Source organism: Herbaspirillum sp. 3R11, from assembly GCF_004563925.1.
GTDB lineage: Bacteria > Pseudomonadota > Gammaproteobacteria > Burkholderiales > Burkholderiaceae_D > Herbaspirillum.
Window position 1 is genome coordinate 40,223 of record NZ_SPNJ01000002.1, and the last position, 15,482, is coordinate 55,704.

A 15,482-nucleotide genomic window follows, 5' to 3' on the forward strand; every position below is an offset into this window, starting at 1 on the left:
GAATCTACATTGAATCTGAGCTGAGTCTGAACCGACATGGACACCACCCGCATCGACAAATGGCTCTGGGCGGCGCGCTTCTTCAAGACGCGTTCGCTGGCCACCGACGCCGTCGAACGCGGCAAGGTGAAGCTGCGCGGCGAGCGCACCAAGCCTTCGCATAACCTCAAGACCGGCGACATGCTGCAGATCGACAACGGCGCCACCGAATGGGAAGTGCAAGTCTGCGGCATCTCGGACAAGCGCGGTTCGGCCGCCGTGGCGCAGGGCCTGTATGGCGAAACCGCCGCCAGCGTCGAAAAGCGCCGCCTGCTTGCCGAGCAGCACCATTTCTTCAAGGAACCGACCGCTACGCTCAAGGGCCGCCCGACCAAGCGCGACCGGCGTTTGCTCGATCAATCCTCGTCCTGAATCCCCTCTTTTACGCGACAAATCGCGATCTTTCTCTCCCGCAAGCACCAACGCCGACGGCGCTTCAGTGCATCCCTCGCAGCAATTTGACTACGGCCTCACTTTTCGTTTGACATTTGTCATGCAATGAATAATAGTACGACCGTTCGCATAAAAAATTCTGCGCTGCCCTGGTAGGCCGAAGACAACCGAAGACAACAATAAACACCGGTGCAGCAGACCCACACGTTGGCGTTTTTCGAGATACAGCAATGATTGAGACATCATCATCCGTGACACGGCCGAAGTTCATGCGCAAGGGCGAGCTCACGCGCGCCGCGATTCTTGACATGGCCTTGGAGTTGTCCAGCCGCGACGGCCTGGAAGGCCTCACCATCGGTTTGCTCGCCGAAAAAATGAAGATGAGCAAATCCGGCGTGTTCGCCCATTTCGGCTCGCGCGAAGACCTGCAGATCGAAGTGGTGCGCTTGTACCACCATCGCTTCGAGCAGGAAGTTTTCTATCCCAGCATCAAGGAACCGCGCGGCCTGCAGCGCCTGCAAGGCATGTTCGCGCGCTGGGTCAAGCTGGTCAGCGTGGAAATCGCGCTGGGCTGCATCTACATCAGCGGCGCGGTCGAATACGACGACCGTCCCGGCGCCATCCGCGACCACCTGGTGGCGATGGTGCAGGCATGGCGCGACGCGCTGCACCGCTGCATCAACCAATCGATGGAAATGGGCCACCTGCGCAGCGACATCAATGTCGAGCAGATGGTCTATGAAATCTACGGCCTGATTCTGGCGCTGCATCACGATGCGCGTTTCCTCAAGATCCCGGGCAGTGTGGAGCGCGCGCAGGCCGGTTTCAATCGCCTCATCGACAGCTACCGCAACCCGCAAGTGCCGCAGATTTCAGCGTCCGCCAAGGCCGCCAGCAGCAAAACCGCAAAAACGCCTGCAAAAAAAGCAGCTTAATTTAGTCAGAATTATTCCAATCAGTTCCGCCGGAGACAACCATGCCCCAATACAACGCCCCCCTTCGCGACATGCAATTCGTTCTGCACGAACTGCTGAAGGTAGAAGACGTCCTCAAGACCTTGCCGGCGCACGCCGACACCAACCGCGAACTGATCGACCAGGTGCTGGAAGAGGGTGGCAAGTTCACCTCGCAGGTGCTGTTCCCGCTGAATCATTCGGGCGACCGCGAAGGCTGTACCTACAACAAGGAAACCAAGACCGTCACCCCGCCCAAGGGCTACAAGGAAGCCTACAAGCAGTACGTGGAAGCTGGCTGGGCAGCATTGTCCTGTGATCCTGATTTCGGCGGCCAGGGTTTGCCGCTGGTGATGAACAACTCGTTCTACGAAATGCTGAATTCGTCGAACCAGGCCTGGACCATGTATCCCGGCCTGTCGCACGGCGCGTATGAGTGCATCCACGCGCACGGCTCCGACGAACAAAAAGCGCTGTACCTGCCGAAGCTGATCTCCGGCGAATGGACCGGCACCATGTGCCTGACCGAAGCCCACTGCGGCACCGACCTCGGCATGCTGCGCTCGAAGGCCGAGCCGCAAGCCGACGGTTCCTACAAGATCACCGGCAGCAAAATTTTTATTTCTGCCGGCGAGCACGACATGTCCGACAACATCGTCCACCTGGTGCTGGCGCGCCTGCCGGATGCGCCGCAAGGTTCCAAGGGCATCTCGCTGTTCATCGTGCCGAAGTTCATGCCCAACGCCGACGGTTCGCTGGGTTCGCGCAACCCGATCGCCTGCGGCGCCATCGAAGAAAAGATGGGCATCCACGGCAACGCCACCTGTCAGATGAATCTGGACGGCGCAGTCGGCTGGCTGATCGGCGGACCGCACAAGGGTTTGAACGCGATGTTCGTGTTCATGAACGCCGCCCGTCTGGGCGTCGGCATGCAAGGCCTGGGCCTGACCGAAGTCGCGTATCAGAACGCGCTGGTCTACGCCAAGGATCGCATCCAGATGCGCAGCCTGTCGGGCGTCAAGGCGCCGGACAAGGCCGCCGATCCGATCATCGTGCATCCTGACGTGCGCCGCATGCTGCTGACCGCCAAGGCTTATGCCGAAGGCGGCCGCGCATTCTGCTCCTACGTCGCGCTGCAACTGGACAAAGAGTTGAATCACCCCGATGAAGAAGTCCGCAAGGAAGCCGCCGACCAGGTCGCACTGCTGACGCCGATCGTCAAGGCCTTCATCACCGACAACGCCTGGATCGCCACTTCCGAGTGCCTGCAGGTCTACGGCGGCCACGGCTACATCTCCGAATGGGGCATGGAGCAATACGTGCGCGACGCCCGCATCAACATGATCTATGAAGGCACCAACACCATCCAGTCGCTGGATTTGCTGGGCCGCAAGATCCTGATGGACAACGGCGCAAAATTGAAAAAGTTCGGCGCGCAAGTGCAGGCTTTCATCGAAGACAACGGCACCGACGAAGCCATGTCCGAGTTCATCTCGCCGCTGGCCGACATCGGCGACAAGGTCAGCAAACTGACTATGGAAATCGGCATGAAGGCTTTCCAGAATCCGGATGAAGTCGGCGCCGCCGCCGTGCCTTACCTGCGCGTGGTGGGCCATATGGTCTACGCCTATTTCTTCGCGCAAATGGCCAAGATCGCGCTGGAAAAGCAGGATTCCGGCGACAACTTCTACAAGTCCAAACTGGCCACGGCGCGCTTCTACTTCGCGCGCCTGCTGCCTGAAACCGCCACCCTGATCCGTCAGGCGCGTTCGGGCTCGGCCAACCTGATGGCGCTGGACGCCGATCTGTTCTAAGCATCTTCACCAGGCTGCAAGTGTGACGGCCGGCAAGTTTTTCGAACCTCGCCGTCACGCCAGTGTCATCACAGCACAGCATGCTGTAAAAAATTGCGGGAAGGCGTAGAGTGTCGCAGACCATCCGGTTTTTGTGACCTGCTTCCTGATCAGCCAGACCTCATTTCTGCATCATTAAAAGGAGACACGCGTGTCCAACTTCATCGTCAAAAAAGTAGCCGTTCTCGGCGCGGGTGTGATGGGCGCCCAGATCGCAGCGCACTGCATCAACGCCAAAGTGCCGGTCGTGCTGTTCGACCTGCCGGCCAAGGAAGGCCCAAAGAATGGCATCGTCCAGCGCGCCATTGAAAACCTGAAGAAACTCAGCCCGGCGCCGCTCGCCAACAAAGACGACGCCGCCCTGATCCAGGTCGCCAACTACGAAGACGACATCGAACTGCTCAAGGGCTGCGACCTGATCATCGAAGCCATCGCCGAGCGCATGGACTGGAAGCACGACCTGTACAAGAAAGTCGCGCCGCACATCGCGCCGAACGCGATCTTCGCCTCCAACACGTCCGGCCTGTCGATCACCGCGTTGTCGGACGGCTTCGACGCCGAACTGAAAGCGCGCTTCTGCGGCGTGCACTTCTTCAACCCGCCGCGCTACATGCACCTGGTCGAACTGATCCCGACCGCGACCACCAATCCGGAAATCCTCAACCAGCTCGAAGCCTTCCTGACCACTACGCTGGGCAAGGGCGTAGTGCGTGCGTTCGATACACCCAACTTCGTGGCGAACCGCGTCGGCGTGTTCGGCATCCTGGCCACCGCCATCGAAGCTGAAAAATACGGCCTGTCGGTCGACGTCGTCGATGACCTGACCGGCGCCAAGCTGGGCCGCGCCAAGTCAGGTACCTTCCGCACCGCGGACGTAGTCGGTCTGGACACCATGGGTCACGTCATCAAGACCATGCAGGACAACCTCAAGGACGATCCGTTCTTCTCGTCGTATGCGACGCCGCCGTTGCTGGCCAAGCTGGTCGAGCAGGGCGCGCTGGGCCAGAAGAGCGGCGCCGGTTTCTACAAGAAGGTCGGCAAGGACATCCTGCGCATCGATCCGGCCAAGGGCGATTACGTCCCGGGCGGCGGCAAGGCCGACGACATCATCGCGCGCATCCTGAAAGAAAAAGATCCGGTCAAGCGCATGAAGGCGCTGCACGATTCGACCAATCCGCAAGGGCAGTTCCTGTGGGCGATCTTCCGCGATGCCTTCCACTACATCGCCGTGCATCTGGAAACCGTCGCCGACAACGCGCGCGACCTCGACTTCGCGATGCGCTGGGGCTTCGGCTGGAGCGTCGGCCCGTTCGAGACATGGCAGGCTTCCGGCTGGCAGCAAGTCGCCACCTGGATCAAGGAAGACATCGACGCCGGCAAGGCGCTGTCGACAGCACCGCTGCCGGCCTGGGTGTTCGATGGTCGTGAAGGCGTGCACAGCGCGCAAGGTTCGTACTCGCCATCGAAGAAAACCAACGTGGCGCGTTCCGAACTGCCGGTCTATCAACGCCAGGCCTTCCGCGCACCGCTGGTGGGCGAAGGCGCTGCCGACGGCAAGACTGCCGGCACCACCTTCTTCGAAGACGACTCGGTCCGCATCTGGCATCAGAACGACGATGTCCTGATCCTGTCCTTCAAGACCAAGATGCACGTCATCGGTCAAGGCGTTATCGACGGCATCAACAAGGCCCTCGACGAAGCTGAAAAGAATTTCAAGGGCCTGGTGATCTGGCACGCGGACGCAGCCGAAGGCGGTGCGTTCTCGGCCGGCGCCGACCTGCAATCGATGCTGCCGCTGTTCATGTCGGGCGGCGTCAAGGCCATCGAGCCGGTCGTGCATCACTTGCAACAGGCGCATCAGCGCCTCAAGTACGCCAACGTGCCGGTCGTCGCTGCGGTTGCCGGCCTGGCGCTGGGCGGCGGTTGCGAATTGCTGCTGCACGCGGCCAAGCGTGTTGCTTCGATCGAATCCTATATCGGCCTGGTGGAAGTCGGCGTCGGCCTGATCCCGGCCGGCGGCGGTCTGAAAGAAGCGGCGGTGCGCGCCGCCAAGGAAGCCAAGGGCAACGACATCCTGCAATTCCTCAAGGACTACATGCTGGCCGCGGCCACCGCCAACGTCTCCAAATCGGCGCTGGAAGCACGCAAGCTCGGCTACCTCAAGGCGGATGACGTGATCGTCTTCAACCCTTACGAATTGCTGCACGTGGCCAAGGTCGAAGCGCGCGCGATGTTCGACGCCGGCTACCGTCCGGCGCTGGCGCCGCAAGTGCCGGTGGTCGGCCGCTACGGCGTCGGCACCATCATGGCGCAACTGGTCAACATGCGCGACGGCGGCTTCATCTCCGCCCATGACTTCAAGCTGGGCCAGATGATCGCCGAGATCGTCAGCGGCGGCGAAGTCGAAGAAGGCAGCGTGGTCAACGAGCAATGGTTGCTGGACCTGGAACGCAAGGCGTTCATGGAACTGCTGAACCATCCGAAGACGCAAGAGCGAATCATGGGAATGATGCAAACAGGTAAACCAGTACGCAACTAGTGAATACTCCCTCCCCTTCAAGGGGAGGGCTGGGGTGGGGATGGGCTGACAATGCAAGGTCAAACCAAGGCGTTCACGAAACTCGCAGCAAAAGAGTTGAGAAAGACGATGACCGACGCGGAACGCAGACTCTGGCATCGACTGCGTGGAGAGCAACTTGAAGTCAAGTTCCGTCGCCAACACCCTTTTGAAAATGTCGTGCTGGATTTTGTTTGCCTAGAGCGGCGCCTGGTGATTGAAGTAGACGGTTCGCAGCATGTAGAAAATCAACATGATGAAAAGCGGACCGAGAGATTGAACCTGGCGGGCTTCACCGTTCTGCGTTTTTGGAATAACGAAGTATTGAATGAGACGGATGCGGTTGTTCAGGCGATCTGGAATGCCTTGAACCCATCCCCACCCCAGCCCTCCCCTTGAAGGGGAGGGAGTACAAGGAGAATTTGAAATGACCAAACAACTTCAAGACGCCTACATCGTCGCTGCGACGCGCACTCCGATCGGCAAAGCGCCGCGCGGCATGTTCAAGAACGTGCGCCCGGACGACCTGCTGGTGCGCGCGATCCAATCCGCGATTGCGCAAGTCCCGGGCCTCGACCCGAAACTGATCGAAGACGCCATCATCGGCTGTTCCTTCCCTGAAGGTGCGCAAGGCCTCAACATGGCGCGCAACGCCATCTTGCTGGCCGGCCTGCCGAACACCATCGGCGGCGTCACCATCAACCGCTATTGCGCATCCGGCGTGACCGCGATTGCGATGGCGGCGGACCGCATCCGCGTCGGCCAGGCCGACGTCATGATCGCCGGCGGCGCCGAGTCGATGTCGATGGTGCCGATGATGGGTTTCCATCCATCGGTCAACATGGGCGCGTTCAAGGACGAAAACATCGGCATGGTCTACGGCATGGGCCTGACCGCTGAAAAAGTCGCCCAGCAATGGAAGGTCTCGCGCGAAGCGCAGGACGCGTTCGCACTGGCCTCGCATCAGAAGGCGATCGCGGCGCAACTGGCCGGCGAATTCAATGACGAGACCACTTCGGTCGACATCATCGAGCGCTTCCCCAACCTGGCCACCGGCCAGATCGACATCAAGACCCGCACCGTCAACAAGGACGAAGGCGCACGCGCCGACAGCACCATCGAGGCACTGGCAAAACTGAAACCGGTGTTCGCCGCCAAGGGTAGCGTCACCGCCGGCAACAGCTCGCAGACGTCGGATGGCGCCGGCGCCCTGATCCTGGTCAGCGAAAAGATCCTCAAGCAATTCAACCTGACGCCGCTGGCGCGCTTCGCCTCGTTCGCCGTGCGCGGCGTACCACCGGAAATCATGGGCATCGGTCCGAAAGAAGCCATCCCCGTCGCCCTGCGCGCGGCCGGCATCACCCAGGATCAGTTGGACTGGATCGAACTGAACGAAGCTTTCGCGGCGCAAGCGCTGGCCGTGATTCAGGACCTGGGTCTGGATCCATCCAAGGTCAACCCGATGGGCGGCGCGATTGCACTCGGCCACCCGCTCGGCGCAACCGGCGCGATTCGTGCGGCGACCACCATCCACGCGATGCGCCGCAAGAATCTGAAGTACGGCATGGTGACGATGTGCGTCGGTACGGGCATGGGAGCAGCCGGCATTTTCGAACGCATGTAAAAACCTGCTCATGATCCTACTGCGAGGCCGTGATCCGGCGTCGGGCGGTGCTCCGAATCCTCATGTACTAAAGTACATTCCGGTTCGTGCGCTCCGGCCGCCACCGGCTGACGGCCTCTCGCTACGGATCATGAACAGGTTTTGAGCGCGGCTCTGCCATCAAAAAAACAAGCCGCACGTCGCCCAGGCGATGCGGCTTTTTTTATCGGAGACATATGGAAATCGAACTCAGCAAAAGCAACAGCGTCCTGACCATCGCCTTCAACCGCGAAGAAAAGAAGAACGCCATCACCGCCGCGATGTACCAGCAGTTGGCTGACGCCCTCAAGGACGCTGAAGCCGACAACACGGTGCGCGCCATCCTGTTCACCGGCAAGCCGCAGATATTCACCGCCGGCAACGACCTCGAGGACTTCCTCAAGAATCCGCCCAACAGCAAGGACGCGCCGGTGTTCCAGTTCCTGTGGGAGATCAGCCACGTCGGCAAGCCCATCGTCGCCGCCGTGTCGGGCGCCGCGGTTGGCATCGGCACCACCTTGCTACTGCATTGCGACCTGGTCTACGCCGCCGACAACGCCAAATTCTCGATGCCGTTCACGCAACTGGGTTTGTGCCCGGAAGCCGCCTCGTCATTGCTGTTGCCGCATATCGCCGGCTACCAGCGCGCGGCCGAAAAGCTGCTGCTGGGCGAAGCCTTCGACGCCGCCGAAGCGCACGCCATGGGCATCGTCAACCGCGTGTTGAGCGCGGAAGAGTTGCTGCCGTTCGCCCAAAAGCAGGCCGCCAAACTGGCCGCATTGCCTGCCAGCTCGGTACGCGTCACCAAGCAACTGATGAAGAAGAATCGCGTCGCCGCCACCGAAGCGCAGATGGCGGCCGAGATCGAACACTTTGCAAAAATGCTGACCGCGCCGGAAGCCAAGGAAGCCTTCACGGCATTTTTTGAAAAGCGTCGGCCGGACTTCAGCAAGTTCGCCTGAGTCCGGTCAAGGCATGGAGCGGGTAATGATCCGGCTCCATGCCCCGGGCGCTGTCGCAGTATTTCTCCCCACGCGCCATTCTTGAAGCTTCTCTGCCTTTCCCGGGCGATATTCACCGTCGCCGGCCAGACGTTCTTGCCCCCCCCCCGTCCGTCTTCCCTGTTTCGTTTTGGACAAATAACCTCCATTTTTCCCAAAAATTGGAAAGTATTTGCAAAATGGAAGAAGTTTCCATAAAATGATTTCGATCAAATCGGCTTCGAATTTCTTGAAGTCGCCAACTTGGTATGGAGACGTCCATGACAGCAGTATTGCAACGCAGCTTCCGGGTCCTCGAGGAGCTGGCCATCGCCCCTGAGGGCAGGACCCTTTCCGAACTGGTCAACGAATTGGGACTGCCCCTGAGCGCGACTCATCGCCTGCTTGCGGATCTGATCGAGCAGGGCTATGTGCGCAAGGACGAACGTCGCGGCGAATTCCTGCTGACGATGAAGATGCCTGCGCTCGGCCTGCGCTTCCTGAGCGCCGCCGGCATCGCCGACATCGCCCAGCCGATCCTGGAACGCCTGGCGGGACAATGCGGCGAGCTGGTCCGGCTGGCGCTGGTGGAAGACGATCAGCTGATCTATGTCGCCAAGGCGCAGGGAGCGCGCCAGGGCATCGTGTATGACCCGGAGATGGGGCGGCCGGTGACCTTGTCGGTCAGCGCCGCCGGCATCGTCTGGATGTCGACCAAGACCGAGGAAGAAGCCATGGCGCTGGTGTCGCGGCAGGGTTTCGGCACGCCGGCTGAATTCGGCCCGCGCGCGCCGACCACCTTCAAGGCATTGATGCCGATGGTCGAACTGGCGCGCAGCCGCAAGTTCGCCACCACGCAGGACATGTTCCTGCCCGCAATGAGCTCGATGGCGACGCCGGTCTACGGACCTGCGCAGGAAGTGCGCGCCGTGCTTATCATCGCCGGACCGATGTCCCGCTTGTCGGAAGAAAAGATGGAAGAACTTGCTCCCGTGCTGCAGTCGACCGCACAGGAGTTGTCGGAAGCCAGCAGCGTGTCGCCGATGTTCCGGCGCGCGCTGAATTCACGGCAGACCGAGCCTGCCTCATAAGAATTAACACCATCGCCGGCAGGCGAAACTGAACAACTGATTCAACGCCAACCGGCTCGTTGCTGCGCGCCGGCGGGGGAGTGTTTGCGCGCAAAAAAAGCAGCTATCTAAAACCACCAAGAGCGACTAACAAAACGTCGATGGCAAGGCGCGCCGACGAAGACAGTACGAAAGTACGGCCAGGAGAAGCAACGCCGCCAGCGGCGTTTTGTTAGTCGCTCATAATAATCAACAAGGAGACTGAGATGAGCAGTTCATCACATCAACACGACGGCAATGCCATGGCCAATCGGGCGGTCACGGCCGCCACCATGGGCACCGCCCTGGAATGGTTCGACTTCACGCTGTACGGCGCCGTCGCGGCCACCATACTTCCCAAGCTGTTCTTCCCCGCGCTGGAACCGACCTCGGCGCTGCTGGCGTCGCTGGCCACCTTCAGCGTCGGCCTCGCGGCGCGTCCGCTGGGTGCGATCATCTGCGGCTATTTCGGCGACAAGATCGGCCGTCGCAATCTGATGCTGGGAACGGTGTCCGCGATGGGCATCACCTCGGTGCTGATGGGCTTGCTGCCGACCTACGCGCAAATCGGCGTCTGGGCGCCGATCCTGTTGGTGATCCTGCGCATCCTGCAAGGTTTCGCCCTCGGCGGCGAATCCACCGGCGGCCAATTGATGGCGCTGGAGCACGCACCGGCCGCACTGCGCGGACGCTACTCGGGCCTGATCGGCATGTGTGCGCCGCTTAGTCAGATATTGGCGAACGGGGTGTTGCTCGGACTGGCGGGATTGATGAGTGCGGAGGCTTTCGAAAGCTACGGCTGGCGCATTCCGTTTGTCGCCAGCTTCGTCCTGGTGATCGTCGGCCTCTATATCCGCCTCAAGGTGAACGAAACGCCGGCCTTCGTCGAACTGAAGAAATCGGGTGTCTCCACTCAGGGCCGGCCGCTGCGCGACGCCTTCCGCCTGCACTGGAAAACCATCCTGCGCATGATGCTGTTCTTCTGCGGCCCGACTGCGCTGTTCTACCTGGCCGTGGTGTTCACGCTGAGCTACCTGACCAACAACCTGGGCGTGCCCAAGCAGACCGGTTTCAAGCTGCTCATGATCGCCAATGCCTGCGCCATCGTCGGCTCCATCGTTGGCGGCCGCGTCAGCGACAAGATCGGCCGCAAGCGCGCACTGATGATCGCTTCCGCCGCAACCTTCCTCATCATGCTGGCGTATTTCCCGGCGATGGAGACGCGCAACTTTGCCGTGATGGCCGTCGCCATGGGTTTGTTCATGTGCTTTACGCAGGTGCAGACCGGCATCCAGCCGGTCGCCTTCGCGGAAGCATTCCCGACCAATGTGCGTTACACCGGTTCGGCGCTGGCCTTCACCGGCGCCAGCCTGTTCGCCGGCGGTCCCGCGCCGGTAGTGGCGACCTGGCTGGTGAAGCTGGGCAACGGTTCGCCATGGGGCCTGGTGGCGTTGGTGGCCGTGCTCAACATCGTGTCCTTCATCATGATCGCCATCGGTCCTGAAACAGCCGGCAACGACATGAACCGCATCGACACCGATCTCGGCGGCGCGCAGGCGTATCCCGATGGCGCCAAGCGGGCGTCGGTGTAAGGCACTCATCAGCAAGCAACAAGGAATCAGCATGACAATCAAGGGAACCGGCCTGTTGGCCATCTGGAGCACCGTGGATGCGGACTTCGAGACGGACTACCTGCACTGGCTGACGCGTGAGCATGTGTTCGAACGCGTCGCGGTGCCGGGCTTCCGATCCGGTCGGGTGTTGCGCCGGCGCGGCAGTGCGCCTTCGGAGTACATGATCCTGTACGAGCAGGACAACGCGCAGGTCATGAGCAGCGACGGCTATCAGGCGCGCCTGAACCAGCCGACGCCGTGGACCCAGCGGGTGATGCCGAACCTGCAGAAGTTCAGGCGCGGCGGCGGCACGATCGTCAGGCAGAGCGGCCACGCCTGCGCATTCGGCGCATGCATGGCGGTGGCGCGTTTTGAGGACGGCTTGCCGGAGGTCTTGCTTGGCGACGCGTCGTCCGCTACGTGGAAGCGCATATCGGACATCGATCGCGTGGTGAACATGTATGCGATGGAAGTGGCGGCAGACGGCACGCAGATCGCGACCAAAGAGAAGTCGATGCGGCGCGGCGGCGAGGGAATATTCAAGGGCGTCTTCTTGTTGGAAGCCCTGGATGACAACGCGCTGCAACGTGCTATCGATGCTGCGGCTGCGGACCTGGCGATTCCTGCCGGGCAGTTCGAGATCTACGATCTGGTGTTTGCGTACGCGGATCGACCGGCCGGCTAAGTTCGGCTGAGCTCTGTTGTGAAGGACCGGGGGCCGCATTCATGCGGCCCCTTCTGCATCAAGGCAACAAAATCGACAATTCCTCTGCGCCTCTTTTGAGGACCGGCAGGAACTGCTCCTCCATCTGCCTGCGACTCACGCGGGTCGCCTGCACGCCGACATTGAGCGCGGCCACGACGTTGCCGCCGGCGCCGCGCACGGGCACGGCGATCGAACGCAAACCGACTTCCAGTTCTTCATCGATCAGCGCATAGCCGTCTTCGCGCACACCAGCCAGGATTTCGCGCAGGCGTTTCTGCGACACCACGGTCTTGTCGGTCATGGCGCGCAACTTCACCTTGCTGAAGTAGGTTTTGAGCTGATCCTCCGGCAGATGCGCCAGCATCGCGCGACCCAGCGACGTGCAATACGCCGGCAGCCGGCTACCGGTGTTGAGCGCGACCGACATGACGCGCGACGCGGCAGAGCGGGCCACATACAACACCTCGGTGTCATCCAGCACGGCCAGCGAGCAGGACTCGCCCAGCGTGCGGCTGATGTTGTTGAGGTAGGGCTGGGACGAGACCGTCAACGGCGTCGACGAGAGGTAGGAATAGCCCAGCGTCAGGATCTTCGGACCCAACGAAAAGTTATTCACGTCGGCATCCGCATAGCCGAGCTGGCGCAGCGTATGCAGGCAGCGGCGCACGGCGGCGCGCGGGATGCCGGTCTTCTGGCTGATCTGGGCAATCGTCAGGCTGCGACGCGAATCGGCAAAGGCGCGGATGACGGCCAGGCCGCGCGCCAGCGACGTCATGAAACTGGGATCGGTGAGGGCGTCGATTTCTTCGGCGATGCTCAGGCTGCGCTCGGCGGCAGGGGCGGCGTCGTCAGGCTTTGCTGGTGTCGGCTTCTTGGTGGCGGCTTTTGGCATGGTCTCGGTGGTGAAGAAGATAAAGGCTGGTTCGTATTCTAAACATTCGTGCGGTGAACGAACACAACCGGTTCCGGCTTATTGACGATGAAACCGGCGTTTCACTAAACTGAATGTGCGAAATATGACTATTTGTTCGATTATCGAACAATTTGGATTGGCACACTTCAGAAAGATGCATCGTGATCGATAAAACTTTTGAGTCCTTGGAACAAGCGGTGGAGGGCATCCACGACGGCGCCACCATCATGATCGGCGGCTTCGGCAACGCCGGCATGCCGTCCGCCCTGATCGACGCGCTCATCGCCCAGGGCGCGCGCGAACTCACCATCGTCAACAACAACGCCGGCAACGGCGAAACCGGACTGGCGGCGTTGCTCAAGGCCGGACGGGTGAAGAAGATCATCTGCTCCTTCCCGCGCCAGACCGATTCCCAGGTGTTCGACGCGCTCTACCGCGCCGGCAAGATCGAACTGGAACTGACGCCGCAAGGCAATCTCGCAGAACGCATCCGCGCCGCCGGCGCCGGTATCGGCGGCTTTTTCAGCCCCACCGGTTACGGCACCATGCTGGCCGAAGGCAAGGAAACCCGCCTCATCGACGGCCGCCACTACGTGCTGGAGTCGCCCATCCACGCCGACTTCGCACTGATCAAGGCGCTGCGCGGCGATCGCTGGGGCAACCTGGTCTACCGCAAGACCGCGCGCAACTTCGGCCCCATCATGGCCATGGCCGCCAAATGCACGATCGCGCAAGTCAGCGAAGTCGTGGCGCTGGGAGAACTCGATCCGGAAGTCATCGTCACGCCGGGGATCTTTGTGCAGCGTGTTGTGCAAGCCGGTATGGAAACCAAAATCCAGGAGGCCGCACAATGAGCCGCTATACCCGTGAACAAATGGCCGCACGCGTGGCCCGCGACATTCCCGAAGGCGCTTACGTCAACCTCGGCATCGGCTTGCCGACCAAGGTCGCCAACTACCTGCCGGCCGACAAGGAAATCTTCCTGCAAAGCGAAAACGGCCTGCTCGGCATGGGCCCGGCGCCGGCAGCGGGCGAAGAAGACGAAGACCTGATCAACGCTGGCAAGCAGCCGGTCACGCTGCTGACCGGCGGCGCCTATTTCCACCACGCCGATTCCTTCGCCATGATGCGCGGCGGCCATCTCGACATCTGCGTGCTGGGCGCCTTCCAGGTCTCGGCCGGCGGCGACTTGGCCAACTGGCACACCGGTGCGCCGGATGCGATACCCGCCGTGGGCGGCGCCATGGATCTGGCCAGCGGCGCCAAGCAGGTGTTCGTGATGATGGAGCACCAGACCAAGAACGGCGAAAGCAAGATCGTTGATCAATGCGCCTATCCGCTCACCGGCATCGGCTGCGTCAATCGCATCTACACCGACCTGGCCGTGATCGACGTGACGCCGCAGGGTCTGCAGGTGCTGGAAATCGTCGAGGGACTGTCCTTCGAAGAATTGCAAAAACTGACCGGCGCAACGCTGCGCCCGGCCGCCTGAGCTACATGACTGCAGTGAGGAAAACATGACAGACGTATTTATCTGCGACGCCGTTCGCACTCCCATCGGCCGCTTCGGCGGCGCGCTCAAGGACGTGCGCGCCGATGACCTCGGCGCCGTTCCGATGCGCGCACTGATGGAGCGCAATCCCCAGGTGGATTGGACCACCGTCGACGACGTGATCTACGGCTGCGCGAACCAGGCCGGCGAGGACAACCGCAACGTCGCGCGCATGTCGCTGCTGTTGGCCGGCCTGCCGCAAGACGTGCCGGGCGCGACCATCAATCGCCTGTGCGGATCGGGCATGGATGCGATCGGCATCGCCGCCCGCGCCATCAAGTCCGGTGAAGCGCAACTGATGATCGCCGGCGGCGTGGAATCGATGACGCGCGCACCGTTCGTGATGGGCAAGGCCGATAGCGCCTTCTCACGCAACACGGCGATCTACGACACCACCATCGGCTGGCGTTTCATCAACCCGCTGATGAAGGCGCAGTACGGCGTCGACGCCATGCCCGAGACCGGTGAAAACGTCGCCGACGATTTCCGGATCAGCCGCGCCGATCAGGACAAGTTCGCCGTGCACAGCCAGGCCAAGGCGGCCGCCGCGCAACAGAACGGCATCCTGGCGCAGGAGATCGTGCCGGTGATCATTCCGCAAAAGAAGGGCGATGCGATTACCGTGACGCAGGACGAGCATCCGCGCGCGACCAGCATGGAAGCGCTGGCCAAACTCAAGCCCATCGTGCGGTCCGACGGCAGCGTCACCGCCGGCAACGCCTCCGGCGTCAACGACGGCGCCTGCGCCTTGCTGCTGGCCGGCGCCGACGCAGTGGAGAAGTTCGGCCTGAAGCCGCGCGCGCGCATCCTCGGCATGGCCACCGCGGGCGTGGCGCCGCGCATCATGGGCATCGGCCCGGCGCCAGCCAGCAAGAAGCTGCTGGCGCGGCTCGGTCTGGATATCGCGCAGATGGACGTGATCGAACTGAACGAAGCCTTCGCTTCGCAGGGGCTGGCGGTGCTGCGCGAACTCGGCGTGGCCGACGATGACGCCCGCGTGAATCCCAACGGCGGCGCCATCGCCCTGGGCCATCCACTCGGCATGAGCGGCGCACGGCTGGTGACCACCGCGACTTATCAATTGGAACGCATTGGCGGCCGCTACGCCTTGTGCACCATGTGCATCGGCGTGGGGCAGGGCATCGCGATGGTCATCGAGCGGGTGTAATCGC

Annotated in this window: 14 protein-coding genes and 1 other RNA gene; 14 read left to right on the forward strand and 1 reads right to left on the reverse strand. The window is 61.7% G+C overall.

The window, feature by feature from the left end:
• Positions 1 to 36: 36 nt before the first annotated feature.
• The 11 genes from E4P32_RS08365 (at position 37) to E4P32_RS08415 (ending at position 11,824) form a co-directional block, all read left to right on the forward strand.
• Positions 37 to 411 carry an RNA-binding S4 domain-containing protein gene (locus E4P32_RS08365; protein ID WP_116436906.1) on the forward strand — a complete coding sequence of 125 codons (375 nt, stop codon included), beginning with the start codon at positions 37 to 39 and terminating at the stop codon, positions 409 to 411.
• Positions 412 to 662: 251 nt separating this feature from the next.
• The gene (locus E4P32_RS08370; protein WP_116436905.1) at positions 663 to 1,367 is read left to right on the forward strand and encodes a TetR/AcrR family transcriptional regulator; all 705 of its coding nucleotides are present in this window, start codon (positions 663 to 665) and stop codon (positions 1,365 to 1,367) included.
• 41 nt (positions 1,368 to 1,408) lie between these two features.
• Entirely contained in the window at positions 1,409 to 3,199 is a 1,791-nt protein-coding gene (locus E4P32_RS08375) for an acyl-CoA dehydrogenase C-terminal domain-containing protein (protein WP_116436904.1), read from the forward strand.
• 190 nt (positions 3,200 to 3,389) lie between these two features.
• Positions 3,390 to 5,777 (forward strand): 3-hydroxyacyl-CoA dehydrogenase NAD-binding domain-containing protein, encoded by a 2,388-nt coding sequence (locus E4P32_RS08380; protein ID WP_116436903.1) that lies wholly within the window; start codon positions 3,390 to 3,392, stop codon positions 5,775 to 5,777.
• 51 nt (positions 5,778 to 5,828) lie between these two features.
• Positions 5,829 to 6,194, forward strand: a complete 366-nt coding sequence (locus E4P32_RS08385) for an endonuclease domain-containing protein (RefSeq protein ID WP_116436902.1) — start codon at positions 5,829 to 5,831, stop codon at positions 6,192 to 6,194.
• Positions 6,195 to 6,222: 28 nt separating this feature from the next.
• Positions 6,223 to 7,419, forward strand: a complete 1,197-nt coding sequence (locus tag E4P32_RS08390; protein ID WP_116434610.1) for an acetyl-CoA C-acyltransferase — start codon at positions 6,223 to 6,225, stop codon at positions 7,417 to 7,419.
• 62 nt (positions 7,420 to 7,481) lie between these two features.
• Positions 7,482 to 7,556, forward strand: a non-coding RNA gene (locus E4P32_RS08395) — sX9 sRNA.
• A 78-nt stretch (positions 7,557 to 7,634) separates the two neighbouring features.
• Positions 7,635 to 8,399 carry an enoyl-CoA hydratase gene (locus tag E4P32_RS08400; RefSeq protein WP_116434609.1) on the forward strand — a complete coding sequence of 255 codons (765 nt, stop codon included), beginning with the start codon at positions 7,635 to 7,637 and terminating at the stop codon, positions 8,397 to 8,399.
• 299 nt (positions 8,400 to 8,698) lie between these two features.
• Positions 8,699 to 9,508, forward strand: a complete 810-nt coding sequence (locus E4P32_RS08405) for an IclR family transcriptional regulator (protein ID WP_116434608.1) — start codon at positions 8,699 to 8,701, stop codon at positions 9,506 to 9,508.
• A 245-nt stretch (positions 9,509 to 9,753) separates the two neighbouring features.
• Complete coding sequence (locus tag E4P32_RS08410; protein ID WP_116434607.1) at positions 9,754 to 11,118, forward strand: MFS transporter; 1,365 nt, start codon at positions 9,754 to 9,756, stop codon at positions 11,116 to 11,118.
• 31 nt (positions 11,119 to 11,149) lie between these two features.
• On the forward strand, positions 11,150 to 11,824 hold the full coding sequence (locus E4P32_RS08415; protein WP_116434606.1) for a DUF4286 family protein: 675 nt from the start codon (positions 11,150 to 11,152) through the stop codon (positions 11,822 to 11,824).
• Positions 11,825 to 11,882: 58 nt separating this feature from the next.
• Here the strand turns inward: E4P32_RS08415 and E4P32_RS08420 are convergent, their stop codons facing one another.
• The gene (locus tag E4P32_RS08420) at positions 11,883 to 12,737 is read right to left on the reverse strand and encodes an IclR family transcriptional regulator C-terminal domain-containing protein (protein ID WP_116434605.1); all 855 of its coding nucleotides are present in this window, start codon (positions 12,735 to 12,737) and stop codon (positions 11,883 to 11,885) included.
• A 182-nt stretch (positions 12,738 to 12,919) separates the two neighbouring features.
• Here E4P32_RS08420 and E4P32_RS08425 point away from each other — a divergent pair, with 182 nt between their 5' ends.
• Genes E4P32_RS08425 through pcaF form a run of 3 tightly spaced genes read left to right on the forward strand, consistent with a single transcriptional unit; the run spans position 12,920 to position 15,478 of the window.
• On the forward strand, positions 12,920 to 13,612 hold the full coding sequence (locus E4P32_RS08425; protein WP_116434604.1) for a 3-oxoacid CoA-transferase subunit A: 693 nt from the start codon (positions 12,920 to 12,922) through the stop codon (positions 13,610 to 13,612).
• A complete protein-coding gene (locus tag E4P32_RS08430; protein ID WP_116434603.1) occupies positions 13,609 to 14,250 on the forward strand; it encodes a CoA transferase subunit B in 642 nt (213 codons plus the stop codon). Before E4P32_RS08425 ends, E4P32_RS08430 begins: the two co-directional genes overlap by 4 nt.
• A gap of 25 nt (positions 14,251 to 14,275) precedes the next feature.
• Positions 14,276 to 15,478, forward strand: coding sequence for a 3-oxoadipyl-CoA thiolase (gene pcaF / locus E4P32_RS08435; RefSeq protein ID WP_116434602.1), 1,203 nt, complete (start codon positions 14,276 to 14,278; stop codon positions 15,476 to 15,478).
• Positions 15,479 to 15,482: the final 4 nt, after the last annotated feature.

Excerpts from the sequence above, each read along its gene's own strand:
- pcaF (WP_116434602.1), top strand. The coding sequence starts at position 14,276 with ATGACAGACGTATTTATCTGCGACGCCGTTCGCACTCCCATCGGCCGC.
- E4P32_RS08390 (WP_116434610.1), top strand. The coding sequence starts at position 6,223 with ATGACCAAACAACTTCAAGACGCCTACATCGTCGCTGCGACGCGCACT.
- E4P32_RS08415 (WP_116434606.1), top strand. The coding sequence starts at position 11,150 with ATGACAATCAAGGGAACCGGCCTGTTGGCCATCTGGAGCACCGTGGAT.
- E4P32_RS08385 (WP_116436902.1), top strand. The coding sequence starts at position 5,829 with ATGCAAGGTCAAACCAAGGCGTTCACGAAACTCGCAGCAAAAGAGTTG.
- E4P32_RS08400 (WP_116434609.1), top strand. The coding sequence starts at position 7,635 with ATGGAAATCGAACTCAGCAAAAGCAACAGCGTCCTGACCATCGCCTTC.
- E4P32_RS08370 (WP_116436905.1), top strand. The coding sequence starts at position 663 with ATGATTGAGACATCATCATCCGTGACACGGCCGAAGTTCATGCGCAAG.
- E4P32_RS08405 (WP_116434608.1), top strand. The coding sequence starts at position 8,699 with ATGACAGCAGTATTGCAACGCAGCTTCCGGGTCCTCGAGGAGCTGGCC.
- E4P32_RS08410 (WP_116434607.1), top strand. The coding sequence starts at position 9,754 with ATGAGCAGTTCATCACATCAACACGACGGCAATGCCATGGCCAATCGG.
- E4P32_RS08365 (WP_116436906.1), top strand. The coding sequence starts at position 37 with ATGGACACCACCCGCATCGACAAATGGCTCTGGGCGGCGCGCTTCTTC.
- E4P32_RS08420 (WP_116434605.1), bottom strand. The coding sequence starts at position 12,737 with ATGCCAAAAGCCGCCACCAAGAAGCCGACACCAGCAAAGCCTGACGAC.
- E4P32_RS08375 (WP_116436904.1), top strand. The coding sequence starts at position 1,409 with ATGCCCCAATACAACGCCCCCCTTCGCGACATGCAATTCGTTCTGCAC.
- E4P32_RS08430 (WP_116434603.1), top strand. The coding sequence starts at position 13,609 with ATGAGCCGCTATACCCGTGAACAAATGGCCGCACGCGTGGCCCGCGAC.